24 protein-coding genes and 1 riboswitch are annotated in these 23,699 nt (G+C 64.0%); of the genes, 12 read left to right on the top strand and 12 right to left on the bottom strand.

Features of this window, described 5'->3' with window-relative positions:
• Positions 1–7 precede the first annotated feature (7 nt).
• Genes PspR32_RS08560 through PspR32_RS08550 form a run of 3 tightly spaced genes read right to left on the bottom strand, consistent with a single transcriptional unit; the run spans position 8 to position 3,059 of the window.
• A complete protein-coding gene (locus PspR32_RS08560; protein WP_010224616.1) occupies positions 8–871 on the bottom strand; it encodes a carbohydrate ABC transporter permease in 864 nt (287 codons plus the stop codon).
• Positions 868–1,965 carry an ABC transporter ATP-binding protein gene (locus tag PspR32_RS08555; protein ID WP_159388316.1) on the bottom strand — a complete coding sequence of 366 codons (1,098 nt, stop codon included), beginning with the start codon at positions 1,963–1,965 and terminating at the stop codon, positions 868–870. Before PspR32_RS08555 ends, PspR32_RS08560 begins: the two co-directional genes overlap by 4 nt.
• Complete coding sequence (locus PspR32_RS08550) at positions 1,965–3,059, bottom strand: ABC transporter ATP-binding protein (protein ID WP_010224620.1); 1,095 nt, start codon at positions 3,057–3,059, stop codon at positions 1,965–1,967. The genes PspR32_RS08555 and PspR32_RS08550 overlap by 1 nt, the downstream gene beginning before the upstream one ends.
• 244 nt (positions 3,060–3,303) lie before the next feature.
• On the opposite strand from PspR32_RS08550, the gene PspR32_RS08545 reads away from it, so the two are divergent.
• The 9 genes from PspR32_RS08545 to PspR32_RS08505 all read left to right on the top strand — a co-directional run bounded on the left by PspR32_RS08545 (position 3,304) and on the right by PspR32_RS08505 (position 11,913).
• Positions 3,304–5,115, top strand: coding sequence for a sigma-54-dependent Fis family transcriptional regulator (locus PspR32_RS08545; RefSeq protein ID WP_159388315.1), 1,812 nt, complete (start codon positions 3,304–3,306; stop codon positions 5,113–5,115).
• Between the two features lie 5 nt (positions 5,116–5,120).
• A riboswitch (cobalamin riboswitch) is annotated at positions 5,121–5,324 on the top strand.
• A gap of 106 nt (positions 5,325–5,430) precedes the next feature.
• The gene (locus PspR32_RS08540; RefSeq protein WP_159388314.1) at positions 5,431–5,817 is read left to right on the top strand and encodes a (2Fe-2S) ferredoxin domain-containing protein; all 387 of its coding nucleotides are present in this window, start codon (positions 5,431–5,433) and stop codon (positions 5,815–5,817) included.
• Between the two features lie 210 nt (positions 5,818–6,027).
• On the top strand, positions 6,028–6,945 hold the full coding sequence (ctlX, locus tag PspR32_RS08535; RefSeq protein WP_036994469.1) for a citrulline utilization hydrolase CtlX: 918 nt from the start codon (positions 6,028–6,030) through the stop codon (positions 6,943–6,945).
• Between the two features lie 20 nt (positions 6,946–6,965).
• Positions 6,966–8,012 (top strand): ornithine cyclodeaminase, encoded by a 1,047-nt coding sequence (locus PspR32_RS08530; RefSeq protein ID WP_159388313.1) that lies wholly within the window; start codon positions 6,966–6,968, stop codon positions 8,010–8,012.
• A 248-nt stretch (positions 8,013–8,260) separates the two neighbouring features.
• The gene (locus tag PspR32_RS08525; RefSeq protein ID WP_010224628.1) at positions 8,261–9,040 is read left to right on the top strand and encodes an ABC transporter substrate-binding protein; all 780 of its coding nucleotides are present in this window, start codon (positions 8,261–8,263) and stop codon (positions 9,038–9,040) included.
• A gap of 75 nt (positions 9,041–9,115) precedes the next feature.
• Positions 9,116–9,841 (top strand): ABC transporter permease, encoded by a 726-nt coding sequence (locus PspR32_RS08520; RefSeq protein WP_010224629.1) that lies wholly within the window; start codon positions 9,116–9,118, stop codon positions 9,839–9,841.
• A complete protein-coding gene (locus tag PspR32_RS08515; RefSeq protein WP_010224630.1) occupies positions 9,838–10,551 on the top strand; it encodes an ABC transporter permease in 714 nt (237 codons plus the stop codon). The genes PspR32_RS08520 and PspR32_RS08515 overlap by 4 nt, the downstream gene beginning before the upstream one ends.
• Positions 10,552–10,554: 3 nt before the next feature.
• The gene (locus PspR32_RS08510; protein ID WP_010224631.1) at positions 10,555–11,406 is read left to right on the top strand and encodes an ABC transporter ATP-binding protein; all 852 of its coding nucleotides are present in this window, start codon (positions 10,555–10,557) and stop codon (positions 11,404–11,406) included.
• A 12-nt stretch (positions 11,407–11,418) separates the two neighbouring features.
• Positions 11,419–11,913, top strand: a complete 495-nt coding sequence (locus PspR32_RS08505) for an Lrp/AsnC family transcriptional regulator (RefSeq protein WP_010224632.1) — start codon at positions 11,419–11,421, stop codon at positions 11,911–11,913.
• A 9-nt stretch (positions 11,914–11,922) separates the two neighbouring features.
• On the opposite strand, the gene PspR32_RS08500 is transcribed toward PspR32_RS08505, so the two are convergent.
• The 9 genes from PspR32_RS08500 to PspR32_RS08460 form a co-directional block, all read right to left on the bottom strand.
• Positions 11,923–12,975, bottom strand: coding sequence for an AI-2E family transporter (locus PspR32_RS08500; protein ID WP_010224634.1), 1,053 nt, complete (start codon positions 12,973–12,975; stop codon positions 11,923–11,925).
• 12 nt (positions 12,976–12,987) lie between these two features.
• On the bottom strand, positions 12,988–13,785 hold the full coding sequence (locus PspR32_RS08495) for a DUF4892 domain-containing protein (protein WP_026001403.1): 798 nt from the start codon (positions 13,783–13,785) through the stop codon (positions 12,988–12,990).
• A 115-nt stretch (positions 13,786–13,900) separates the two neighbouring features.
• A complete protein-coding gene (locus PspR32_RS08490) occupies positions 13,901–14,755 on the bottom strand; it encodes an alpha/beta hydrolase (protein WP_036994415.1) in 855 nt (284 codons plus the stop codon).
• The gene (locus PspR32_RS08485) at positions 14,752–15,546 is read right to left on the bottom strand and encodes an alpha/beta fold hydrolase (protein ID WP_036994414.1); all 795 of its coding nucleotides are present in this window, start codon (positions 15,544–15,546) and stop codon (positions 14,752–14,754) included. The genes PspR32_RS08490 and PspR32_RS08485 overlap by 4 nt, the downstream gene beginning before the upstream one ends.
• A 92-nt stretch (positions 15,547–15,638) precedes the next feature.
• Positions 15,639–15,986 carry a hypothetical protein gene (locus PspR32_RS08480; protein WP_159388312.1) on the bottom strand — a complete coding sequence of 116 codons (348 nt, stop codon included), beginning with the start codon at positions 15,984–15,986 and terminating at the stop codon, positions 15,639–15,641.
• Between the two features lie 91 nt (positions 15,987–16,077).
• Entirely contained in the window at positions 16,078–16,521 is a 444-nt protein-coding gene (locus PspR32_RS08475; RefSeq protein WP_010224643.1) for a hotdog fold thioesterase, read from the bottom strand.
• A gap of 38 nt (positions 16,522–16,559) precedes the next feature.
• Positions 16,560–17,015: a phosphohistidine phosphatase SixA gene (gene sixA, locus PspR32_RS08470; protein ID WP_159388311.1), complete on the bottom strand. Its 456-nt coding sequence runs from the start codon at positions 17,013–17,015 to the stop codon at positions 16,560–16,562.
• The gene (locus PspR32_RS08465) at positions 17,012–17,359 is read right to left on the bottom strand and encodes a DUF4389 domain-containing protein (protein ID WP_010224647.1); all 348 of its coding nucleotides are present in this window, start codon (positions 17,357–17,359) and stop codon (positions 17,012–17,014) included. The genes sixA and PspR32_RS08465 overlap by 4 nt, the downstream gene beginning before the upstream one ends.
• Positions 17,360–17,372: 13 nt before the next feature.
• On the bottom strand, positions 17,373–18,398 hold the full coding sequence (locus PspR32_RS08460; RefSeq protein WP_010224649.1) for an NAD(P)H-dependent glycerol-3-phosphate dehydrogenase: 1,026 nt from the start codon (positions 18,396–18,398) through the stop codon (positions 17,373–17,375).
• Between the two features lie 237 nt (positions 18,399–18,635).
• On the opposite strand from PspR32_RS08460, the gene PspR32_RS08455 reads away from it, so the two are divergent.
• From PspR32_RS08455 to PspR32_RS08445, 3 genes are read left to right on the top strand one after another with little or no spacing between them, the layout of a single operon-like run.
• Positions 18,636–20,681 carry a TonB-dependent receptor plug domain-containing protein gene (locus PspR32_RS08455; RefSeq protein WP_232531825.1) on the top strand — a complete coding sequence of 682 codons (2,046 nt, stop codon included), beginning with the start codon at positions 18,636–18,638 and terminating at the stop codon, positions 20,679–20,681.
• A complete protein-coding gene (locus PspR32_RS08450; protein ID WP_159388309.1) occupies positions 20,681–21,574 on the top strand; it encodes an ABC transporter substrate-binding protein in 894 nt (297 codons plus the stop codon). Before PspR32_RS08455 ends, PspR32_RS08450 begins: the two co-directional genes overlap by 1 nt.
• On the top strand, positions 21,571–23,499 hold the full coding sequence (locus PspR32_RS08445) for a response regulator (protein ID WP_159388308.1): 1,929 nt from the start codon (positions 21,571–21,573) through the stop codon (positions 23,497–23,499). The genes PspR32_RS08450 and PspR32_RS08445 overlap by 4 nt, the downstream gene beginning before the upstream one ends.
• Positions 23,500–23,699 lie beyond the last annotated feature (200 nt).

Genomic DNA, 23,699 nt, shown 5'->3' with positions numbered 1-23,699 from the left:
GCGGCCCCTACTGTTTGTCGGCGTGGGTCATGGCGGTATAGAACAGCCACGACACCAGCAGAATGATCAGGAAGTAAACCAGCGAGAACGCCGCCGCAGGTCCCAGGTCGAACTGCCCGACCGCCATCTGCGTCAGGGTCTGGCTGAGGAAGGTGGTGGCATTGCCCGGCCCGCCACCGGTGAGCACGAACGGCTCGGTGTAGATCATGAAGCTGTCCATGAAGCGCAGCATCACCGCGATCAACAGCACGTTCTTCATCTTCGGCAACTGGATATGCCGGAACACCGCCCAGGCCGAAGCGCGGTCGATGCGCGCCGCCTGGTAATACACGTCGGGGATTGCGCGCAGGCCGGAGTAACACAGCAGCGCCACCAGCGAGGTCCAGTGCCAGACGTCCATCACCAGCACCGTGACCCAGGCGTCCATGGTGTTGGCGGCATAGTTGTAGTTGATGCCCAGCTGGTTGAGTGAAGCACCGAGCAGGCCGATATCGGCGCGGCCGAAAATCTGCCAGATGGTGCCGACCACGTTCCACGGGATCAGCAGCGGAATGGCCATGACGATCAGGCACAAGGACGACCAGCGGCCCTTGGTCGGCATGGTCAGGGCGATAGCGATCCCCAGGGGGATTTCGATCAGCAGCACGCAGGCCGAGTAGATGAACTGGCGCAGCAGGGAGTCGTGCAGGCGCGGGTCCTGCAGCACCTGGCGGTACCAGTCGGCGCCAACGAAGTAGCGGCTGGACTGGTCGAAAATGTCCTGCACCGAGTAGTTGACCACGGTCATCATCGGTACCACGGCGCTGAAGGCCACCAGCAAAAACACCGGCAGCACCAGCCACCAGGCCTTGTTGTTGGGCACCTTGTTCATGGCCGGGCCTCCAGCAGCACGTCATCGGCATAGAGCATCAGCCACTGCGCCGGAAAACTGATCCAGGCCTGGCCTTCGGGCAGCGCACGGTCCTCGCCCAGGCGCACCTTGAGCGGCACGCCCTGCAGGTCGAGGGTGAGGATCTTGTAGGTCCCCAGGTCTTCGACATCCACCACCCTGGCGCTGAAGCCTTCGTCGAACGGCGCGTCCCAGACCTGGACGAATTCCGGGCGGATGCCCACCTGCAGGTGCGTGGTGTTGCTCGCCGCCAGGCGCTCCTGCAGATCCCCAGGCAATGGCAGATGGATGCCGGCAAAGCCGACCCCGCCGGGCTGCACCTGCACCGGGATCAGGTTCATCCCCGGGCTGCCGATGAAGTAGCCGACAAAGGTGTGGCGCGGCCGTTCGAACAACTCGCGGGGGGTGCCGAACTGGACGATCTGCCCGCCATACATCACCGCGATCTTGTCAGCGAAGGTCGAGGCTTCGAGCTGATCGTGGGTGACGTAGATCATGGTGATGTTGAACTGCTCATGGATCTGCTTGAGCTTGCGCCGCAGCTTCCATTTAAGGTGCGGGTCGATCACCGTCAGCGGCTCGTCGAAGAGGATCGCCGAGACGTCGTCGCGCACCAGGCCGCGGCCCATAGAGACCTTCTGCTTCTCATCGGCGCTGAGGTTGCGGGCTTTCTTCTTCAACAGGTTACCCAGGTCGAGCACCTCGGCGATCTCTGCCACCTTCTTGCCGATGCGCGCTTCATCCAGGTCCTGGTTGCGCAGCGCAAAGGCCAGGTTGTCGAACACTGTCATGGTGTCGTAGACCACCGGGAACTGAAACACCTGGGCGATGTTGCGTGCCTGCGGCGACAGCGCGTTGACCACCTTGCCATCAAACAATACCTGGCCCTGGGACGGGCTGAGCAGCCCGGAAATGATATTGAGCAACGTGGATTTGCCGCACCCCGAAGGCCCGAGCAAGGCATAAGCACCGCCCTGCTCCCAGACATGTTCGAGCTCGCGCAAGGCATAGTCGTCAGCGCCCTGCGGGTCACGGCTGTAGCTGTGCGCCAGCTGTTGCAGGCGAATCTCGGCCATCAGGCGACCCTCGCTTCACGCAGGCCCGGCGCCTGCACCAGTTGCCCGGCGGTGTCGAAGACAAACAGCTTGTGGGTGGGGATGAACACCCGGATCGGCGCATCGACGTGGTACTCGTGCACGCCGGGCAGGTGCAGGACCAGGCGAAAGTGCTCGTTGCGCACATGCAGGAAGGTTTCCGAGCCGCTGATTTCCGCCAGTTCCACCAGCACTGCCAGCTCCAGGTCATCGTCGTTGGACGGCACCAGGCTGATATGGCTCGGGCGCACGCCGAAGCGGTAGTCGCCATCGCCAATGCGGCGCAGATCGGCGTTCATGGCGAAATGCACGGCACCGGCAAAACTCACCTCATTGCCGCTGATACGCCCGGGCATCAGATTGATTGGCGGCTCGGAAAACAGCTCGGCGGCCAGCACTGTGCGCGGCTGGTGATAGACCTGGGCAGTGGGCCCGCTCTGCACGATGCGCCCTTCATGGAGGATGGTGGTGGTGCCGCCCAGGGCCAAGGCTTCGTTGGGTTCGGTGGTGGCGTACACGGCAATGCAATGGCGGGCGGCGAACAGCTCGCGCATCTCCTGGCGCAGCTCTTCGCGCAGCTTGTAGTCGAGGTTCACCAGCGGTTCATCGAACAGGATCAGTTCGGCGTCCTTGACCAGTGCCCGGGCCATGGCCGTGCGTTGCTGCTGACCGCCCGACAGCTCCAGCGGCAAGCGTTGCAGAAACGGCTCGATACGCAGCATCTGCGCGGTCTGCTGGACTTTCTCGCGGATCAGCGCTTCGGCCATGCGCGCCTGGCGCAAGGGTGAGGCAATGTTCTCGAACACGCTCAGGGTCGGGTAGTTGATGAACTGCTGATAGACCATCGACACATTGCGCTGGCGTACCGGGCGGCCGGTGACATCTTCGCCATTCATCAGCACCCGGCCACGGTCCGGCCGATCAAGCCCGGCCATCAGGCGCATGAGGCTGGTCTTGCCGGCCAGGGTGCGGCCGAGCAGCACATTGAACGAGCCGGGCTCGAAGCTCAGGCAGGCATCGTCGATGCACACCTGGTTATCCACGGTACGGCTGACATGTTCGAGCGTGAGCGACATGGCGCGGCCTTCTTGTTGTTATCGAGCAGGCGCATAAGGCAGAGCCAGATTCGTGCCAGCGGTTGCCAAGCCTTTGCCGGCAAAAGCATTTCAGCGAATTGACCGATGGCCAGGGTTCACACCTGAACAGAAATGAACAGCTTTCGCTGCACAGTTGAACAGCCGCGACATTGACAATGAACAGGACTGAACAACACTGGATCAGACAAAAACAACAACACTGCCACCGGCAGAGGACGGGGCCATGGCCGCATCCACCAGCGCCCATGCGCAACTGATCCAGGCCTCCTGGCAGCGCTGCCGCGCCTACGGCCTGGATCACCAGTCACAACCGCAGTTCGGCGAAGCATCCGCCGCCCAGGTCAGCGAACTGCTCGAACGCGAGCATTCACTGCTGGGCACCACCCGCGACGAGGTGCTGCCGCAATACGCGCACCTGCTCGGCAACTCCAGTTACCTGATCATGCTCAGCGACCATCTGGGCCAGTTGCTCGATGCCTGGGGCACCCGCCGCTTTATCGAGCCGCGTCAGCGCCACGGCTTTGTCGCCGGCGCCTGCTGGCGGGAACAAGGGGTGGGCACCAATGCCATCGGCACCGCCCTGGCTACCGGCGAGGCGGTGCATGTCAGCCAGGACGAGCACTTCCTCAAGCTCAACCGCTTCATGGCCAGCGCCGCCGCCCCCTTGTTCGACGCCGAGCGCCAGTTGATCGGCGTACTCGATGTGTCCAGCGACAGCTACCTGCCGGCGGCGCAAACCCAGGGCCTGGTGCGGATGATGAGCCAAAGCCTGGAGAACCGCCTGATCCTGGCGCGCTTTGCCGGGGATTACCGGCAACTGAGCTTCAATACCGGCGCCAACAACCTCGACAGCCAATGGGCCGGGCTGCTGGTGTTCGATGACCAGGGCCGGGTGCTGGCGGCCAATCGCCGGGCCGACAGTTTGCTCGGCCAGAATCCGTTGCAACTGAACCTGGAGCAGTTGTTCAGGACGCCCCTGGTGCAACTGCTCGGCCACAGCGCAGAGCAACCGTTCGCCGTGCAGGTGACCGGGCGCAACCGTTTTCATTGCCTGCTGCATGCCCCCACCCAAACCCCGCGGGCCACACCGGTCAGCCATGCACAAACCACCTGCGACCCGCGTATCGACAAGGCCCTGCAGCAGGCCGGGTTGTTGCTGGAAAAGGACATTGCGCTATTGATCGAGGGCGAAACCGGAGCCGGCAAGGAAGTTTTCGTCAATGCCCTGCACCGCGCCAGCAGCCGCGCCGGCCAGCCGTTGATTGCGGTGAACTGCGCAGCGATTCCGGCCGAGCTGGTCGAGTCGGAGCTGTTCGGCTACGAGAAAGGCGCGTTCACCGGCGCCCATCACAAGGGCAACATCGGCCTGATCCGCAAGGCCGACCGGGGCATCCTGTTTCTCGATGAAATCGGTGACATGCCGCTGCCGACCCAGGCACGCCTGCTGCGTTTTCTGCAGACCCGCAACATCCAGCCATTGGGCAGTGGTGAACCGATCCCGGTGGATATCCGCGTGGTCTCGGCGACCAACCAGAACCTCGCCGACCAAGTACGCCTGGGCCACTTTCGCCAGGACCTGTACTACCGCATCGCCGGTCTCAGCCTGATGCTACCGCCCTTGCGCGAACGCAGCGACCGCCTGGCCCTGATCGAGCAGCTCCACCAGCAGTACCGCGAGCCCGGGGCGCCGACGCAACTGCCCGGCAAGGTGCTGGAACTGCTGCTCCAGCATCCCTGGCCGGGCAACCTGCGCCAGCTGGCCAGCGTGCTTCAGGTGGCGCTGGCGCTGGCGGGCGGGCGGCCGATTGCTGTGGAGCATCTGCCGGACAGTTTCTTTGCCGACCTGCCCGCCTCCAGGCCGCAGCCCCCCGTGTTGCCGCCGCCAGCTAGCGCTGACGACCTCGGCCAGTGCCTGCAAGGCCTCAACGGCAATATCTCGGCCCTGGCCCGGGCCCTGGGCATCAGCCGCACCACCCTGTACAAGCGGCTGCACGCCCAGGGCCAGGCCGGCACAGTTGACGAACGCCTGGGCTGATGGTCAGATGCCTGCCAGTTTCAGGTGCCTGCCGCCGCCGTGCGTCAGGTGAAACGGGAAGCCGGTGCGTCGTTATCGACCAGTCCGGCGCTGCCCCCGCAACGGTAAGCGAGTGAAGCATTCAACCCGCCACTGTGCCCACAGGCATGGGAAGGCGAATGGCTTCAAGCCTCGCAAGCCCGGAGACCGGCCTGAAGCCCCACGACTGCATGCAGTCATTTAGGCAAACCTGCGGAGGGCGGGCACGAGCCGGCTGCCTGGCGCGTGTTGGCTGGGGCCCTCCTGTGCGCTTCGCGAATGTTTTTCGAGAAGTCCATGACAGCAACAACCCCCAAGCGTCGCCGCGGCCGCGTCGCCGAAGATGAAATCCAGAGCAAGCCCGAGTGGTCGCAGATCCCCGAGCATACCCGCCACGTGATGCTCTGCACCGGCCCTCGCTGCGTGCAACGCGGTGCCCTGCCGCTGTGGAAAATCCTGCGCCGCGAGCTGCTGGTGGCCAATCGTATCGAAACCACTGACGGCGTGCTGCTGACCCGCAGCCATTGCCAGTTCCCCTGCAACCTCGGCCCAGTGCTGACGGTGTATCCGGACCGTTGCTGGTACCGGGTGGCCAACGCCGAAGACGCGCAACGGCTGGTGCGCGAACACCTGATCGAGGGCCAGCCGGTGCCCGATCTGCTGCTCAATGGCCAGGTGTCATGAGGGGGTTCGGCGCCAGCTTACTGGCCGTGCTGAGCCTGGCGCGGCAGCTGCGGGCCTTTAAGCAAGACCCACCTTGAGTCGTCACAGCAGATTCCGCTGTCTAACCCACTACTTCAGCTTTACCGGCTGAGCGCCCAACGCGCTTCAGCCGGGATTTATCATTGATCAGGTCGACAATAAGCACACAGCCAACCCCGGATGCGTGCCTCGATGCAAACAACAAATACAGTCTTGATGATCCGCCCGGCGCGGTTCGCCTTCAACCCGGATACCGCCCTCAACAACCGCTTCCAGCAGGCCCTGCTCGAGCCGGAGCAGGCACAGCAGAAAGCGCTGGAAGAGTTCGATGGTTACGTCGACACCCTGCGCCAGCACGGCGTCGAAGTGCTGGTGGTGCAGGACACCCCGGCGCCGCACACCCCTGATTCGATCTTCCCCAACAACTGGTGGAGCAGCCACGCCGACGGCAGCCTGGTGCTCTACCCGATGGAAGGCCAGAACCGCCGCCTGGAGCGCAGCAAGGGCGTACTCAAGGTGCTCGAGGAACGTTTTGCCGTTCGTCAGACCATCGATCTGAGCCCCCTTGAACAGCAGAGTATGTATCTGGAAGGGACCGGCAGCATGGTCCTGGATCGCGAGCACCGGATCAGCTACGCCTGCCATTCCGGACGCACCCACACCCAGGCCCTGCGCCTGTTCGCCGAACAGCTCGACTATCGCCTGTGCCTGTTCCACGCCGTCGACCGCCACCAGGCACCGATCTATCACAGCAACGTGATGATGAGCGTCGGCCGCGGGCTCTCGGTGGTCTGCCTGCAGGCGCTGCCCGAGGCCGATGAACGCCGCGCCCTGGAGCATTCGCTGCGCGACACCGGCAAGGACATCCTGGCCCTGGACTTCGACCAGCTCGAAGGCTTCGCCGGCAACATGCTTGAAGTCCATGACAAGCAAGGCCAGCCGCTGCTGGTGATGTCGCGCAGTGCCTGGCGCTCGCTCAGGCCCGAACAACGCCGGCAGGTGGAGCAGCACAGCCACCCGGTGGTGGTGAACATCGACCACATCGAGCGCATCGGCGGCGGCAGCGCGCGCTGCATGCTCGCAGAAGTGCACCTGCCCGTCCGTCACTGATTACAACAAAGGAGTTCATCATGACCCGCTATATCGACGTTACCGACCTCAGCCGCCTGGTGGTCCGCAAAGGCCTGAGCACCTGCATCAGCGAGATGGCCGAGTACATCCGTGAGGACTACCTGCGCTGGCACGACTTCGAAAAATGCGCACGCCTGGCCAACCACTCGCCCGATGGCGTGATCGAGCTGATGCCGGTGTCCGACGCCAACCTGTACGCCTTCAAGTACGTCAACGGCCACCCGAAAAACACCCAGCGCGGCATGCTCACGGTGATGGCCTTCGGCGCTCTGGGCGACGTCGATACCGGCGCGCCGGTACTGCTCAGTGAAATGACCCTGACCACCGCCATCCGTACCGCCGCGACCTCGGCCCTGGCCGCCCGCTACCTGGCGCGCAAGGACAGCCGCAGCATGGCGCTGATCGGCAACGGCTCGCAAAGCGAGTTCCAGGCCCTGGCCTTCCACGCCCTGCTAGGCATCGACGACATCCGCCTGTACGACCTGGACCCACAAGCCAGTGCCAAGCTGGTGGCCAACCTCAGCGCCTTCCCGGCAATCAAGGTGAGCGTCGCCGGCTCCGTCGCCGACGCGGTGCGCGGTGCCGACATCGTCACCACGGTGACCGCCGACAAGGCCTACGCCACCATCCTCACCCCGGACATGATCGAGCCGGGCATGCACCTCAATGCCGTCGGTGGCGACTGCCCGGGCAAGACCGAGCTGCACCGCGAAATCGTCGAACGCGCGCGGGTGATCGTCGAGTACGAACCGCAAAGCCGCATCGAAGGCGAAATCCAGCAAATGCCCGCCGACTCGCCGACCACCGAGTTCTGGCAGGTGGTCAACGGCCAGGTGGCCGGCCGCGAGAACGCCGAGCAAGTGACCCTGTTCGACTCAGTCGGCTTCGCCCTCGAAGATTACTCGGCGCTGCGTTATGTGCTGGATGTGGCCAGGGCGCTGGACATCGGCAGCGAGATCGCCCTGGTGCCGGAACTCAAGGACCCCAAAGACCTGTTCGCGCTGCTGCGCGCACCGGTTGAAAACCTGCAGAAAAAACGCGCCTGAGGCCGACCGATTCTGCTGCGCTACGGCGCGGCAGATCGGAAACTGCTGCATGCGAAGCCTAAACAGGAGGTGCTTCAGCCGATTCGGCTGCAATACACGCGTTAACAGCAAAATCCGGCAGCCGACGCCGGCGCAAACGACACAAAAAAAACGTCGTCATCGCGCATTCTGAGCCCGACCCGAGAGTCACTAAAAGACCAGAAGCGCACCACTGCCCTACATCAACTATAAAACTCAGGGATACTCATATGACTTCGCTGCGAAAGCTCCTCAGCGTGCTGCTCCTGCCACTGTGCGCAAGTGCGGTGCAGGCCAAGGAATGGACCGAGATCCGTTTCGGCGTCTACCCCGAATACCCTCCTTTTGAATCCGTTGCCGCCGATGGCAGCCTGCAAGGCTTCGACATCGAGCTGGGCAACGCCATCTGCGCCAAGCTGCAGGTCAAGTGCACCTGGGTGCACAATGAATTCGACGGCATGATCCCGGCCCTGCGGGCACGCAAGTTCGACGCGATCATGTCGTCGATGGCGGTGACCCCGGCGCGGCAGAAACAGATCGACTTCAGCGCCCGGCTGTTCCTCAGCCCGACCTCGGTCATCGTGCGCAAGAACGCCGATTTCGGCGACACCCCAGAATCGCTCAAGGGCAAGCAGGTTGGCGTACTGCAAGGCTCGCTGCAGGAAGCCTACGCCCGCGCCAAGCTGGCGCCGCTGGGGGCCCAGGTCAAGGCCTACCAGTCCCAGGACCAGAACTATGCCGACCTGATCAACGGCCGCCTCGATGCCACTCTGACCGACAAGCTCGAAGCGCAGCTGAACTTCCTCACCAAGCCCGAAGGCACCGACTTCAAGAGCGGCCCGGCGATCAAGGACCCGACCCTGCCACTGGATATCGCCATGGGCCTGCGCAAGAACGACAGCGAGCTCAAGGCCCTGCTCGACAAAGGTATCGCCGCGGTGCACGCCGATGGCACTTTCGCCGAAATCCAGAAGAAGTACGTCGGCGACCTGGATATCTACAACGAGTAAGCCGTGCCGTCGTGATCAGTTCGCCCTGAGCTGATCACGGTCGCATTTGCCCTGCGTCCTACCGAGATTTTTCCCGTGAACGACTTCCTTCACTCCCATGGCTGGCAGGCCCTGAGCTTGCAGGGCTTCGGCCCGCTGTTGCTGCAAGGGACCTGGATGACCCTGAAACTGGCGCTGCTGTCGCTAGCCCTGAGCCTGGCCCTGGGCCTGTTCGGCGCCAGCGCCAAGCTCTCGCGGCACACGTTGCTGCGGGTGCCGGCAACCCTGTACACCACCCTGATTCGCAGCGTGCCGGACCTGGTGCTGATCCTGCTGATCTTCTACACCCTGCAACTGTGGCTCAACGACCTGACCGACCTGCTCGGCTGGGACTACTTCGAGATCGATCCGTTTACTGCCGGGGTCATCACCCTGGGCTTTATCTATGGTGCCTACTTCACCGAGAACTTTCGCGGCGCGATCCTCAGCGTCCCAGCCGGACAACTGGAGGCCGCCACGGCCTACGGCTTGAGCACCGCGCAACGCTTTCGCCTGGTGCTGTTCCCGCAACTGATGCGCTTCGCCCTGCCGGGCCTTGGCAACAACTGGCTGGTGCTGCTCAAGTCCACCGCGCTGGTGTCGATCATTGGCCTGGCCGACCTGGTCAAGGCTGCGCAGAACGCCGGCAAGTCCACCAACAACACCCTGTACTTTCTGATCATCGCCGGGCTTGTGTACCTGCTGATCACCACCCTCTCCAACCGCTTGTTCAAGCACCTGGAGCGGCGTTACAACACCGGTATCAAGGGGCTGGCACGATGATCGAACTCTTTGAGCAATACGGCCAGGCCTACCTCTACAACGATGGCGCCGGGATGTCCGGGCTGGCCATGACCCTGTGGCTGTTCGTCATCACCATGGTCCTGGGCTTTTTCCTGTCGTTGCCGCTGGCCCTGGCGCGGGTGTCGCGCAGCCTGTGGCTGCGCTGGCCGGTGGAGTTCTACACCTTCGTGTTCCGCGGCACGCCGCTGTATATCCAGTTGCTGATCTGCTACACCGGCCTGTACGGGCTGGAGGTGGTGCGCGATCACGCCCTGCTCGACCAGTTCTTTCGCAACGCGCTGAACTGCACCCTGCTGGCCTTCGTGCTCAACACCTGCGCCTATACCGTGGAAATTTTCGCCGGGGCGATTCGCAACATCCCCCATGGCGAGATCGAAGCGGCCCAGGCCTATGGCCTGCATGGCTGGAAGCTGAACCTGTTCGTGGTGCTGCCAGCGGCCCTGCGGCGTTCGCTGCCGGCCTACAGCAACGAACTGATCCTGATGCTGCACGCCACCTCGCTGGCCTTCACCGCCACCATCGCCGACATCCTCAAGGTCGCCCGCGATGCCAACGCCGCCACCTTCCTGACCTTCCAGGCCTTCGGAACGGCGGCGCTGCTGTACATGTTGCTGTCCTTCGCGCTGGTCGGGCTGTTTCGCCTGGCCGAGCGACGCTGGATGGGCTTTCTTGTTCCTGCCCGAGGCTAACTCATGACCACTACCGTACACGCCCTGGCGACCGCCGAGCACACCCACAGCAGCCGCCCCACCCCGCGCATTGCCAGCATTGGCGCCGATGCCACGGTCAAGCTGAGCGTCGCCGACCTGCACAAGCGCTATGGTGAGCATGAAGTGCTCAAGGGCGTCTCGCTGCAGGCGCGCAAAGGCGACGTGATCAGCCTGATCGGCGCCAGCGGCTCGGGCAAGAGCACCATGCTGCGCTGCATCAACTTTCTCGAGCAGCCCGATGCCGGGGTCATCACCCTCGACAACCAAACGATCGAAATGCGCCAGGGCCGGGCCGGTGCCCGGGCGCCGCACCCGGCGCAGCTGCAGAACCTGCGCACGCGCCTGGCCATGGTCTTCCAGCATTTCAACCTGTGGAGCCACATGACCGTGCTGGAGAACATCTGCATGGCACCGCGGCGGGTGCTCGGGGTCAGTAGCCAGGAAGCCGAAGCCCGGGCGCGCAAGTACCTGGACAAGGTCGGTCTGCCGGCCCGCGCCGCCGACCAGTACCCGGCGTTTCTTTCCGGCGGCCAGCAACAGCGGGTGGCGATTGCCCGGGCGTTGGCCATGGAGCCAGAAATCATCCTCTTCGATGAACCGACCTCGGCCCTGGACCCGGAGCTGGTCGGCGAAGTGCTGAAAGTCATACAGACGCTGGCCGAGGAAGGTCGTACCATGCTCATGGTCACCCACGAGATGGGCTTTGCCCGTCAGGTGTCGAGCCAGGTGCTGTTCCTGCATCAGGGCCGGGTCGAGGAACAGGGAAGCGCCGAGATACTTGACCAGCCGCAGAGCGAGCGCCTGCAGCAATTTCTTTCCAACCGTTTGAAGTGAAGCCGAACCTGCATGGATACCAAGGTCAACAGCCCACAGACCACGCCGCCCCTGGACCGGATCGACGAAGCGATCATCGATGTGTTGCGCCATAACGGGCGCATCACCTATGAAAAGCTCTCATCGCTGGTGCACCTCACCCCACGCCCGTGCCTGGAACGAGTGCGCAAGCTGGAACGGCGCGGGGTGATTCGCGGCTATGGCGCAATCATCGATGTGCAGATGGTCTCGCCGGGGTTGTCACTGCTGGTGCTGGTGGCCCTCTCCAACCAGAGCGGGCGCGCCGCGCAAAAGGCTTTTGAGGCCTGCGTGCGCGCCTGTCCGCAGGTGTTCGACTGCCAGCTGATCAGTGGCCACTTCGATTACAGCCTGCGCATGCGCTGCCGTGACATGGAGCACTACCGGGTGCTGACCGAGACCTGGATGAACAACGACGAGCTGCACATCGACAAGCTAGTCGCCCACCCGGAGCTGGCGGTGGTCAAGAACACCGCCCCGCAGCTCTAAACCCGCCAATCAGGTACGCGGCGGCGCCACCGGCCCGCTGCGCGACCAGTCCAGCAACAGGCTGTAGGCCACCGCCAGCAAGGTCGGGCCGATGAACAGGCCGATAAAGCCGAAGGCCAGCAGGCCGCCAAACACCCCGAGCAGGACGATCACCAGCGGCAGGTTGCCGCCACGGCTGATCAGGTAGGGTTTGAGCACGTTGTCGACGCCGCTGATGATGAAAGTCCCCCAGAGGCCGAGGAACACCGCCATGCCGTACTCACCCTGCCAGGCCAGCCAGGCGGTGGCCGGCACCCAGGCCAGCGGTGGGCCCATGGGGATCAGGCTGAGCATGAAGGTGACGATTGCCAGCACCAGTGCCCCCGGTACCCCGGCAATCAGGAAGCCGATCAGCGCCAGCACGGCCTGCGCCGCTGCCGTACCAATCACACCGTTGACGACCCGTTGCACTGTGCCGGCGACCAGGTCCAGGTAATACTCACCACGCTCGCCGATCAGCCGGTCCAGCAGGCGCAGCACAAACGCCGCCAGCCGTGGCCCGTCCCGGTAGAAGAAGAACACGAAGACCAGGCTCAGGGTCAGCTCGAGAATGCCGCTGCCGATCTGCGCGCTGCGCGCCAGCAGCCAGTTGCCGACCTGGCCGAGGTACGGCTTGATCGCCGTCAGTAACGCCGCGCCCTGCTGGTCGATGGTGTCCCACATGCCGACCAGACGCCCGCCCACGAACGGCACGCTACCCAGCCAAACGGGCGCATCGGGCAGGCCGTCGACCTGCACGTCGCGTACGAAGGCGGTGGCATCACGAATGTGATCGGCCAGGTTGAAGCCCAGCCACACCAGCGGCAACGCCACCAGCAGGATCCACAAACTGGTCAGCAAGCCTGCCGCCAGGGTTTCGCGGCCGCCGAGCAGGCGGGTCAACAGGCGCATCAGCGGCCAGCTGGCATAGGCCAGGATGGCGCCCCAGAGCAGCGCCGAGATAAACGGTGCCATCACCCACAGGCCGGCGCCAAGCAGCGCCAGCAGGATGATTTGCACCAACAGGCGGTCATTATTGGGCATCATGCTTCTCGATCAACGAATCAGTTCGACGTGGAAACCATCAGTCTCGGCCTGACCCACTTCCAGCCGCGCCGGACGTACCCCGGCCTTGACCAGTTGCTCGCGCCAGGCTTCGGCCTTGGCCCCGCTCAGGCTCACGCGCAAGGTGGTGCTGTTGTTCAGGCTGCGCCCGAGCAGGTTGATCCAGGCTTCTGGTGGCTCGCCATCAAGGTCAGGGTAGTCGAGCTTGCCGGTGTCGAGCAGTTCGCGCATCAAGGTTGCCGGCGTTGGCAGCAGCTCGCCCAAAGGCGCGTCGGCGACGAATTCCTCGACGTGCAGGTAGGCGCGCTTGTTACCGCGAGTGATGCTGTACAGGGCGACCAGGGTGTTGTTCTGCTCGGCGGAGCGGCGCAGCAGAATGAACGCCTGTTGCTCGTCGGCGCCCGACAGTAGGCGGTTCTTGAACACCTCGTTGGCCCACAGGCTGTTTTCGCCGCAATCGCGGGCCTGACACCAGAACAACGGGTAGCCACCGTCCTTTTGCAAGGCTTCCCGGGCGGCGGTGAAGGCTTCATTGGCGCTGCGCTCGCGCGGCAGCTCATAGGTGGTCGAGCTGACCTGGCCGCGGCTTTCGATCTTGCCTTCGACCCGCAACTGGTTGCTGATCTTGCGCAGGCCACCCAGCGGGTAGACCCGTTCCTGTACCAGCGCCGGGCGCTGATCGACCACCTTGGCGTCCAGCGGGACCGGCAAGCTGTCGGCCAGCAACGGCGCGCTGGCAAGAACGCCGAGCCCGGCCATCGCGGCTTGGATAAAAAGTATGAGCCTCATAGGCTCGCCACCGAGCGCGGGGCGTCAAGGTGGTCAACGGATGTGGCGTTGTCTTGCTCGTTCATGGTTGTCTCCCTGTTCAACCCGCCAAGCCTCGACAGTTGCCCGCCACAAGTCAAGAAATGCCAAAGAAGCGATTGAAACAGTCTGCAACAAGGGTTGCGCCGGTCTCGTCATTCAGGTGCAGGTGATGGCCGCCCGGCAGTTGTTCTCGCTCAAAGGGTAGCTGCTCAAGCAACTCGCCGTGGCGCGCGAGCATACCGTCCGCGGCCACCACCAGTTTCGCCGGGCAGGCGATGCGCTGCACGAAGCTCATCGCCTGGGCTTCGTTGAGCCGGGTCGGTGATGGCAGGGTCAGACGGCTGTCGCTGCGCCAGCTGAAGCCACCGGGTACCGGCATCAGCCCGCGCTGGGCGAGCAGTTCGGCGGCTTCGCGGCTGACCGCCACCAGGCCTTTCATGCGCGCCTCAATGGCCTGGTCGAGGGTCGGGTGCACCGCCTTGCGCTTGCTGTCCAGGCGCAGTTGCGCCTGCAGGGCCATGCCCATGCGCTCGGCGGCATCCTGCGGGCCGCTGGTGGGCGGGATCACCCCGTCGATCAGGGCCAGTCGGGTGACCCGCTCGGGCAGCGCGCCGGCCAGCACGACCGAGATGATCGCCCCCAGCGAGTGTCCGAGCAGGGCAAAACGTTCCCACTCCATCTGCTCGGCGACCCGCAGCACATCATGGGCGTAGTCGGCCAGGGCATAGCCGGCGCCGGCCGGGCGATGCTCGGAATGGCCGTGGCCAGCCAGGTCCAGGGCCAGAATGCGCAAGCCCTTGAGCCGCGGCGCCAGGCGGGCAAAGCTGTTGGCGTTGTCCAGCCAGCCGTGCAAGGCAATCACCGGCAGGCCATCGACCGGGCCGAACAGGTGCGCGGCCAGTTCGATATGGCCGAGGTTCAGGCGCACTTCTTCCATTTCGGTGGTCATGCCGACGTATCCTGCCAGCGGTCGAACAAGCCCTTGATCAGGCTCGCGGTGTCGGTTGGGTGCTCCAGCGGAAACATATGCCCGCCGGGCAGGCTATGGTACTCCCCCCGGGGCATGCCCCGTACAGCCAGGGCATGATGGCGTTTGACCACCCGGCTGTGGCTGCCACGGACCATGGCCAGGGGCAGTTCAAGCAGTTTGGCCGGGCTCGGGCTGGTGTGCGGCAGGCTGCGGTAGATGCTGATTTCGGTGGCCGGATCAAAGCGCAGGCGCAAACCGTCTCCGCCCGGCTGCAGGCCATGCTCCAGGTAGGCGTCGAGGCACTCGGGGTCGAAATGCCGGAACAGCGTCTTGCCGGCGAAATAGGCCCGGGCGCTGTCACGGTCGGCAAACGCTTCGCGGCGCCCCAGGGTACGCCCGGCCGGGGTAATGCGATCGATAAAGCCCATGCGCTTGGCCGCCTGGATCAGCCACTGATCGACCCGGGTCAACACCGGCGAATCGAGCATCACCACGCCGCGATAGTACTGCGGGCAGCGCATGGCGGCATGCAGGTGCAACACGCCGCCCAGGGAATGGCCGACGCCCCAGACCGGCCCCGGCTGTTGTTCCAGGTGATGGATCAGCTCGTCGACCAGGCTCTGCCAGTTGTCATTGACCGGAAAGCGCGGATCGTGGGCGTGTTGGGCCAGGTGGGTCACCTGATAGTCCGGCGCCAGCGCAGCAAAGAGCTTGCCGTAGGTGGCCGAGGGGAAGCCATTGGCATGGGCGAAGAAGATCTGCTGCGACATGGCCGCCAATCCAGAGGGAAGTGATGGCTCATTGTCGGCAACCGCACCCGCGGCGGCAATGTCCGGAAAAGCCATCGGCGACGGCAATCAGGTCAATACTCGCCGAAACTGGCCATCGAGCGGCGCAGGCAAGCCTGCATATAAGCCAACTGCTGCTCCAGCGCTTCGCGGGCGCGACGTCTGTCTTCGACATCGAGTTCGAGTCGGCGCAGGGCCAGGCAACTGGTCTGCAACAGATGCGACATGCGGATACTGGCCTGGCGCAGCTGTTCCAACTCGTACTGGCCTTCGAACTTGCGCAACAGGTAGTCGAGCTTGGCATCGGCGCTGTCTTGCAACATGCGGTACTCGGCAAAATCCAGTGCCTGATGCCTTTGTACCTTGTCGAGCGTGGACCGCACGTCGACCGAGTACACCAGATCCAGATGTCTACTGCTCATAGTCGAATTCCCTGGGACCCCCTGCCCCGCAACTTCAACGCACGCTAACAAGCTGCACGGGACACGACAACTGGTAAAAATGCCAGGTCGATCAGCGGCTGGGGACGTCCTGGCCGAGAGGAATCACGGCCATGGTCAAGCGTGAAATGCAGCTGGCCTTGCCCTCGTCGCTGCTCAGGCGAATATCCCAGACGTGGGTACTGCGGCCGATGTGTACCGGTTTGGCCGTCGCCGTTACCCGCCCGCCACGGATCCCGCGCAGGTGGTTGGCGTTGATTTCCAGGCCCACGCAGTAGAATTTCTGCGGGTCGATGCACAGGCAGCTGGCCATCGAACCGACCGTTTCGGCCAGCACCACCGAAGCGCCGCCGTGCAGCAGGCCGAACGGCTGGTGGGTACGGTGATCGACGACGATGCTGGCGCTCAGCGAGTCTTCGCTGAATGCTTCAAAACGGATGTCCAGCACTTCGCCAATGGTGTTCTTCTGCAAGGCGTTGAGTTGTTCGATGTCAGGCTGGGTATGCCACAGGCTCATGGGCGCAATTCCTTGTTGTGCTTGTTATTGAGGGTGACTCACGGGTGCTTGAGACTCTTGAGGGTCATCAGCCCGGCCAGCGGCCAGTCGCCTTCAAGCTGTGCCAGGCTGGCGGTACTCATGGGCGCCGGGGTGCGGTAATGGCCGTGCTCCAGCAGCCCCACAAGCGTGCCCACCAGCGGCTGGTGACTGACCAGCAGCACCTCCTCCAGGCCCAGCTTGTCCAGCTCGGCGATGACCGCTTGCGGATCGCTGTCCGGCGTCAGCCAAGGCACGGTCTGCACCGGCTTGGCAAAACCGAGGGCCTCGTGGACCAGCGCGGCCGTCTGTTGGGCGCGCACGTAGGGGCTGGCGAGGATCACCTGCGGCGGCTGGCCAAGCAGCCCCGCCGCGCTGCGCAGCACCTGCTCGCGGCCATGGGCGGTGAGCCGACGCTCGGCGTCGGTGTGGGCCCGTGGCTCGGCTTCGCCGTGACGCAAGACCCAGAGCTTCACAGCTTTGGCTCTTCGTCACGCACCGGATGCGGCGCAGGCGGCACGCTGTGCGCGGCTTCGCCTTCCGGCGCGCGCGGGGTTGGCCAATCGGCGAATGGCCAGGGTTTCTGGTCGCTGTGGAAGCTGCCGAAGCGGCCGATCTGGGCCAGGAACTGGCTGAGGCTGTCGCCGAAATTCATCAGGCTGGCGCTCGGTGCACCGTAGATCAGCCGATAGATCAGTTGCACCAGCACCAGGCCGCCGAGCAACAGTTCGGCCAGCTGCCAGACCACCAGGAACACCAGCATCCACAACACGCGCAAGATGATCGATTCGCGCTGGGTCTGGTTGGAAGATTCGTTCATGTCCTGCTCCTGCTTAGTTGAAACCGCTGGTGGAGATAAAGTCGACATCGGTTTTCGGCTCGCCGCGCATCAGCAGCTCGATCACCTGGGTCAGGGTCCGGCCTTCGAACAGGATCGCATGCAGCCCGGCCACCAGGGGCATGTAGACCTGCACTTGCTGGGCTTTGACCTTGAGCACCTTGAGCGTGTTCACCCCTTCGGCGACTTCGCCCAGGCGGCTGACCGCCTCATCCAGGCTCAGGCCCTGGCCCAGGGCGTAGCCAACTTGATAGTTACGGCTCTTGGGCGAGGAGCAGGTGACGATCAGGTCGCCGACGCCGGCCAGGCCCAGAAAGGTCATCGGGTTGGCCCCTTGGCTGACGGCAAAGCGGGTCATCTCGGCCAAGGCGCGGGTGATCAGCATGCTCTTGGTGTTTTCGCCCATGCCCAGGGCCACGGCCATGCCGGCGATGATCGCGTAGACGTTCTTCAGCGCCCCGCCCAGTTCGACGCCAAAGCGGTCGCCGCTGGCGTAAACGCGAAAGGTGCGCCCGTGCAACACGGCCTGAACGCGCTGGCACAGCGCTTCGTCTTCACTGGCAACCACGGTGGCGGTCAATGCGTGTTCAGCCACTTCGCGGGCCAGGTTCGGCCCCGACAGCACGCCGATGCGCGCTTGAGGCGCGATTTCTTCGAGGATCTGGCTCATCAGTTTGAAGCTCTGCGCCTCGATGCCCTTGGTCAGGCTGACCAGCATCTTGCCGCCCAACAGCTGGGCATGGGGCGCCAGCACGCTGCGCAGGGCACTGGAAGGCAAGGCCACGAAGATCAGCTCGCAGGCCTCGAGGGTCGCCAGCAGATCGTTGACCGGCTCAACCCCGGCATGCAGCTTGATGCCTTTGAGGTAGCGCGGGTTCTCGCGGTTGCTGCGCATGGCCTCGGCCTGCTCGGGGTCGCGCATCCATTGCCGCACCCGAACGCCGTTTTCCGCCAGTAGATTCGCCACGGCGGTGCCGAAACTCCCGCCTCCCAGAACTGCAACAGGCTGCTGTTCAGTCATATCCAATCCGTTAAAACCAATTAAAGTGGCGACTTGCGCATTATACGGAGCGCCAGTGCCAGAGCCAGTGGCAGATGACCGAATCGGCCTTGGCATCGCCTTGAGCACGACTGGAAAATACCCGTCACTCGGTTAACATGCCCGACTTGAACCCGCTACCAAGGCCGCACTGTGTCTTTTGGCCCGACCTCCACACGCCCTTTGTTGCTGCTGACAGCCCTGCTCAGCGGCCCCAGTATGGCTGACGACCTGTTCGTCGACAGCCAGGCCCTGCCACAGGTGCTCACCGCCACCCGCCTCAAGCAATCGCCAGCGGCGGTGCCGGGCAGCATGACCGTGCTCGACAGCGAGCTGATTCGCGCCAGCGGCGCCCGCGACATTCCCGAACTGCTGCGCCTGGTGCCAGGCATGATGATCGGCTATGGCGCCGGCAACCAGCCGACGGTCAACTACCACGGCAGCAACGTCAACGATGCCCGGCGCATGCAGGTACTGATCGACGGCCGCTCGGTGTACCGCGCAGGCCTGGCCACCGTGGACTGGAGCGACATTCCGCTGGCGATGGAAGACATCGAGCGCATCGAGGTGTTTCGTGGCCCCAACACCGTCAGCTATGGCGCCAATGCGCTGATGGCGGTGGTCAACATCCTTACCCGCAACCCGGCCGACAGCCATGGCACGCGCCTGAAAGTCACCCGCGGCCAGCGCGGCATCAATGACTGGTACGCAAGCCAGGGCCTGGGCTGGGACGGTGGCGACCTGCGCCTGTCGCTCTCGGGGATGCAAGACGATGGCTTCGACGAAAACCGCTGGGGCCAGGACTACCGCGACAGCCGCCGCCTCAACCGTCTGGGTTTGAGTGCCAGCCACAGCCTGGCCAACAACCAGAGCCTGGACTGGCAATTCTCGGCCAAGGAAGGCAGCGATCAACGGCCCTATACCTATAAACCGGTGTTTCCCTATGTCACTGCGGCAGGCAACAACGCCGACCTCAACGCCAAGGACTATGCCGGTTCGCTGCGCTGGAACATCGACCTCAACCCCGACCACAGCCTCTATGTGCAGGGCTCGGCCCAGCACTGGGAGCGCGAGCAAGTGTGGCGTGCCTGTGACGCGGCGCTGTCCTTCAGCCCGCAACTGACCCAGCTCTGGCGCCTGAACCCGAACTACGCAGAGCAGGTGGCCCGCAACATCACCTCTCCACTGCCTGCAGGCAGCGCCGAGGAGCGCGCCCTGGCCGAACAGGTGCAGCAGCAGTGGCGCAATGGCGGCGCGCAACAAGTATGCGGCGATATCGACCAGAGCACCCGCGAGACCCGCTATGACCTGGAGGTGCAGGACACCCTGAGCCTGTCCGACAGCCTGCGCCTGGTCAGCGGGGCCAACTACCGGTACGACCGCGCCGACTCGCAGACTTACTTCAATGGCAGCCTGGATGACAGCACCTGGCGCCTGTTTGGCCACCTGGAATGGCGCGCCGACGAGCACTGGATCCTCCAGGGCGGGGCGATGTACGAAGATACCCGCCTGTCCGGCAGCTCCCTGACCCCGCGGATGGCGCTCAACTACCTGATCACCCCGCGCCACGGCTTGCGTGCGGTGTACTCCGAAGCCGTGCGCTCCCCGGACATGTTCGAGAACAACGTCAACTGGAGTTATCGGGTCAACAACCTGGTACCCGGCGCCTTCGGCCAGCGCAACGCCGAGTACTTCGTCAAGACCCGCGGCCCCGGCGATCTTGAACAGGAGCGTATGCGCTCGCGGGAACTGGGCTATAACGGATACTTCGCCGATGCCGACCTGAGCGTCGACCTCAAGCTGTTCTACGATGAAATCACCGGCATGATCAGCGAGCCGCTGCGCAACAACCAGTACATTGCCAGCAACAGCAACAGGGCCCGCTTCAGTGGCAGCGAAGCGCAACTGGACTGGCGCCTGAGCCAGGCCGACCGTGTGCGCCTGACCTACGCCTACGTCGACGCCTGGGCCAGCAACCCGGCTGACCGCCGCCTGAGTGCGCGCAACAGCGGCTCGGCCGGCTGGCTGCGTGACTGGGGCATGGGTTGGTCCAGTGCTCTTTTCTACTACGGCGATGACGCCCTCAACCAGTACCGCTTCGAACGGGTTGATCTGCGCGTTGCCAAGCGCCTGCGCTGGGAGCGCACCAGCCTGGAGCTGGCGGGCATGCTCCAGCAGCGCCTGGACGACGAGCCGACGACCATCTACGACAACCGTTATGACAGCCGCCAGGTGCTGTCTTTCAGTGCGCAGTTGGAGTTCTGATGCGTTACCTGCGGCGCTGGCTGCTGCTGATCTGCCTGTGGCCCCTGAGTGCCCTGTCCGCCAGTGAAATCCTGCTCACCGGTAGCCAGGACAGCCCCGGCGTGCGCAACTTCGTCGAGGCGTTACGCGAACGCCGCCCGGCTGACCAGGTGCACTTCGTGCCAGTGGCCGAGCTGCCACGCCCCAGCCAGATCAAAGCCGCCACCCGCTTGATCCTGCTTGATGGCCCCAGCCTCGAATGGCGCCTGAGCGAAACCGCCGGGCCTGCGGCGCTGGCCTTGCGCGTGAGCCGGGTGCAGGCCCAGCAACGCCTGGGCAGCCTGCGCCCGGCGTACCTGAGCCTGCTGTGGAGCGACCCACCCCCGGCCCGCCAGCTGCGCCTGACCCGCTACCTGTTGCCACAGGCCAAACGGGTGGGCGTGCTCTATACCGAACATAGCCAGTTTCTCCTCGACGAGCTGCGCAAGGCGGCGCGCCCGTTGGGCCTGGAAATCATCGCCGAAGCCTGGCCCGACCTGCGCGACAGCCGGCCATTGCAAACCCTGCTGCAAAACAGCGATGTACTGCTGGGCATCGATGACCCGCAGTTGTACAACTCAAAGTCGGCGAAGAATGTTCTGCTCAGCAGTTATGGTCGACAGATGGCGTTGATCGGGCCGAATGCCGGGTTCGTCAAGGCCGGTGCCCTGGCCAGCACCCTGAGTGACCAGGACGACTGGCTGGCGGTGCTCGATCGGCTGCTCGAGCAACCACCCAACCGCTGGCCGCGAACGCTCTACCCTGATCATTTCAGCGTCCTGGGCAACCAGCAGGTGGCCCGCGCCCTGGGCATCGAAGCGATTGACCCGGCCGCCGCCGCCCTGGCCGTGGCCGAAGGAGAAAGCACACCATGAGTCGGCGCCTGAGCTGGGACATTCACACCCGCACGCAGATCATCAGCCTCGGCCCGGCCCTGTTGCTGACCCTGCTGCTGATCAGTTTCTTTACCTTCGTGCGCATCCAGGACCTGCGCCAGGAGCTCAACCACACCGGCCAACTGATCGCCAACCAACTGGCCCCGGCCTCCGAATACGGAGTGATCGCCGGCAACAACGAAGTGCTCGAGAGCCTCATGCGCGCTACCTTGAGCATCCCCCACGTGCGTTTTCTCGAGGTGCAGGACAGTAGCAACCATATTCTCGTCTATGTCGAGCAGCCGGATGAGAGCAGCAACCGTGCGCAGCAGGTGGAAGTGTTCCAGGCACCGATCCGCCTGCAGCAGATTCGCCTGGACAACGACTTTCTGCACAATAACGCGCCAACCAAGAACATCGGCGATGACTACCTCGGAAGGGTCATCGTCGGCATGTCGGACGACGCCTTCAGCGAGCGGCAACAGGAGATCGTGGTCAAGGCCGGGATCCTCGCCCTGTTCGCCCTGCTGTTCACCTTCATACTTGCCCGGCGCCTGGCCCTGAGCCTGGCCAAGCCGATCAGCGATATGGGCCATGCGGTCAAGGCCATCCAGCAAGGCGATTTCAATGCGCCGTTGCCGGTGGTCGATGACAGTGAACTGGGGCACCTGGCCCGGCACATCAACAACCTTGCCAGTGCGCTGGGCAAGGCCAGCCATGAACAGCAACAAGCCATGTCGCAACTGATCCAGGCCCGCGAGGAAGCCGAACAGGCAAACAAGGCCAAATCTGATTTCCTGGCGATGATGAGCCACGAGCTGCGTACGCCGATGAACGGCGTCATGGGCATGCTGCAACTTCTGGAAACAACCTCGCTCAACGAAGAGCAGGCCGAATACACCGCCGTGGCCAGCGAATCCACCGGGCACCTGCTCAAGGTCATCAACGACATTCTTGATTTCTCGCGCATCGAACGTACCGCCCTGGAGCTGGAACACATCGACTTCAACCTCGGCGAGCTGATCGGCAGCAGCGTCCAGTCGTTCCAGCACCTGGCCCAGCAGCGCGAGCTGGACCTGCAGTTGCACCTGCCGCCGGGCATGGAGCAACTGCAGGTAGTCGGCGACCCGACCCGCATTCGCCAGGTGCTGCTCAACCTGATCGGCAATGCACTGAAGTTCACCGAACACGGCAGTGTGCACATCGAACCACGCTGGCAGGTGCTCGACCGCCAGCTGATCTGGTTCACCTGTGCGGTACGCGACACCGGTATCGGCATCGACAACACGCGCCTGGAAATGATGTTCGTGGCATTCCAGCAGGCCGACAGTTCGATTTCCCGCCGCTATGGCGGCACCGGCCTGGGCCTGTCGATCGCCCGCACCCTGACCGAACGGATGGGCGGTACCCTGCGCGGCGAAAGCCGTGAAGGCCTGGGTTCGATCTTTACCCTGGAAATGCCCCTGGCCTTGTCCACCGCGCAAACGCCACGCCTGCCCGGTGGCCTGACCCGTGCCGAAGACGACGGCCAGGGCCGGCGCATCTTGCTGGTCGAAGACAACCCGGTGAACCAGACAGTGATCGAAGCCATGCTGCGCAGCCTGGGCTTTGAGGTGTGCGTCGCCGTCGACGGCGCCCAGGCCGTGGCCCAGGCCGGGCGCCAGCGCTTTGCCGCGGCACTGATGGACTGCCGCCTGCCGATCATCGATGGCTACGAAGCCACCCGGCGCATTCGCCAGCTGCCGCAGGCCGCCGCCATGCCGATTATCGCCCTGACCGCCAATGCCTTGCAGGGTGACCGCGAGCGTTGCCTGAACGCGGGCATGAACGACTACCTGGCCAAGCCGTTCAAACGCACTGATCTGCAGCAAATTCTGCAACGCTGGCTGCCCGGTCAGACAGCTGTGACTGGCGATAAATGCTAAATTGCGGCAGTCTTAGAGACTGGACAAGCGCCGCGAAGGGCTTGAAAATAAAATTTCAGTGCACAAGTGTACTTCTTTGCCCCGTGCGCTGTGACTTTCACTACAACGCAATAGTCTATGTGTAGGCTGCCGGCTCAAACGTACATGTTTTGGGACGGCCGGGAAGATTTGCCCCCTGCCGCACGGGGACTATTGAGGAG

Origin of the sequence: Pseudomonas sp. R32 (assembly GCF_009866705.1) — a bacterium.
Classification (GTDB): Bacteria; Pseudomonadota; Gammaproteobacteria; order Pseudomonadales; family Pseudomonadaceae; genus Aquipseudomonas; species Aquipseudomonas donghuensis.
Note: the sequence above shows the minus strand (reverse complement) of the source record. Positions and strands in the feature narration are given on the sequence as shown.

Coding starts and splice junctions, on each gene's coding strand:
- PspR32_RS08475 (WP_010224643.1), bottom strand. CDS start 16,521: ATGAGCCTGTGGCATACCCAGCCTGACATCGAACAACTCAACGCCTTG.
- PspR32_RS08460 (WP_010224649.1), bottom strand. CDS start 18,398: ATGACTGAACAGCAGCCTGTTGCAGTTCTGGGAGGCGGGAGTTTCGGC.
- PspR32_RS08530 (WP_159388313.1), top strand. CDS start 6,966: ATGACCCGCTATATCGACGTTACCGACCTCAGCCGCCTGGTGGTCCGC.
- PspR32_RS08510 (WP_010224631.1), top strand. CDS start 10,555: ATGACCACTACCGTACACGCCCTGGCGACCGCCGAGCACACCCACAGC.
- PspR32_RS08445 (WP_159388308.1), top strand. CDS start 21,571: ATGAGTCGGCGCCTGAGCTGGGACATTCACACCCGCACGCAGATCATC.
- PspR32_RS08490 (WP_036994415.1), bottom strand. CDS start 14,755: ATGACCACCGAAATGGAAGAAGTGCGCCTGAACCTCGGCCATATCGAA.
- PspR32_RS08465 (WP_010224647.1), bottom strand. CDS start 17,359: ATGAACGAATCTTCCAACCAGACCCAGCGCGAATCGATCATCTTGCGC.
- PspR32_RS08560 (WP_010224616.1), bottom strand. CDS start 871: ATGAACAAGGTGCCCAACAACAAGGCCTGGTGGCTGGTGCTGCCGGTG.
- PspR32_RS08515 (WP_010224630.1), top strand. CDS start 9,838: ATGATCGAACTCTTTGAGCAATACGGCCAGGCCTACCTCTACAACGAT.
- PspR32_RS08505 (WP_010224632.1), top strand. CDS start 11,419: ATGGATACCAAGGTCAACAGCCCACAGACCACGCCGCCCCTGGACCGG.
- ctlX (WP_036994469.1), top strand. CDS start 6,028: ATGCAAACAACAAATACAGTCTTGATGATCCGCCCGGCGCGGTTCGCC.
- PspR32_RS08495 (WP_026001403.1), bottom strand. CDS start 13,785: ATGAGGCTCATACTTTTTATCCAAGCCGCGATGGCCGGGCTCGGCGTT.
- PspR32_RS08485 (WP_036994414.1), bottom strand. CDS start 15,546: ATGTCGCAGCAGATCTTCTTCGCCCATGCCAATGGCTTCCCCTCGGCC.
- PspR32_RS08550 (WP_010224620.1), bottom strand. CDS start 3,059: ATGTCGCTCACGCTCGAACATGTCAGCCGTACCGTGGATAACCAGGTG.
- PspR32_RS08545 (WP_159388315.1), top strand. CDS start 3,304: ATGGCCGCATCCACCAGCGCCCATGCGCAACTGATCCAGGCCTCCTGG.
- PspR32_RS08555 (WP_159388316.1), bottom strand. CDS start 1,965: ATGGCCGAGATTCGCCTGCAACAGCTGGCGCACAGCTACAGCCGTGAC.
- PspR32_RS08450 (WP_159388309.1), top strand. CDS start 20,681: ATGCGTTACCTGCGGCGCTGGCTGCTGCTGATCTGCCTGTGGCCCCTG.
- PspR32_RS08480 (WP_159388312.1), bottom strand. CDS start 15,986: ATGAGCAGTAGACATCTGGATCTGGTGTACTCGGTCGACGTGCGGTCC.
- PspR32_RS08540 (WP_159388314.1), top strand. CDS start 5,431: ATGACAGCAACAACCCCCAAGCGTCGCCGCGGCCGCGTCGCCGAAGAT.
- PspR32_RS08455 (WP_232531825.1), top strand. CDS start 18,636: ATGGCTGACGACCTGTTCGTCGACAGCCAGGCCCTGCCACAGGTGCTC.
- PspR32_RS08500 (WP_010224634.1), bottom strand. CDS start 12,975: ATGCCCAATAATGACCGCCTGTTGGTGCAAATCATCCTGCTGGCGCTG.
- PspR32_RS08525 (WP_010224628.1), top strand. CDS start 8,261: ATGACTTCGCTGCGAAAGCTCCTCAGCGTGCTGCTCCTGCCACTGTGC.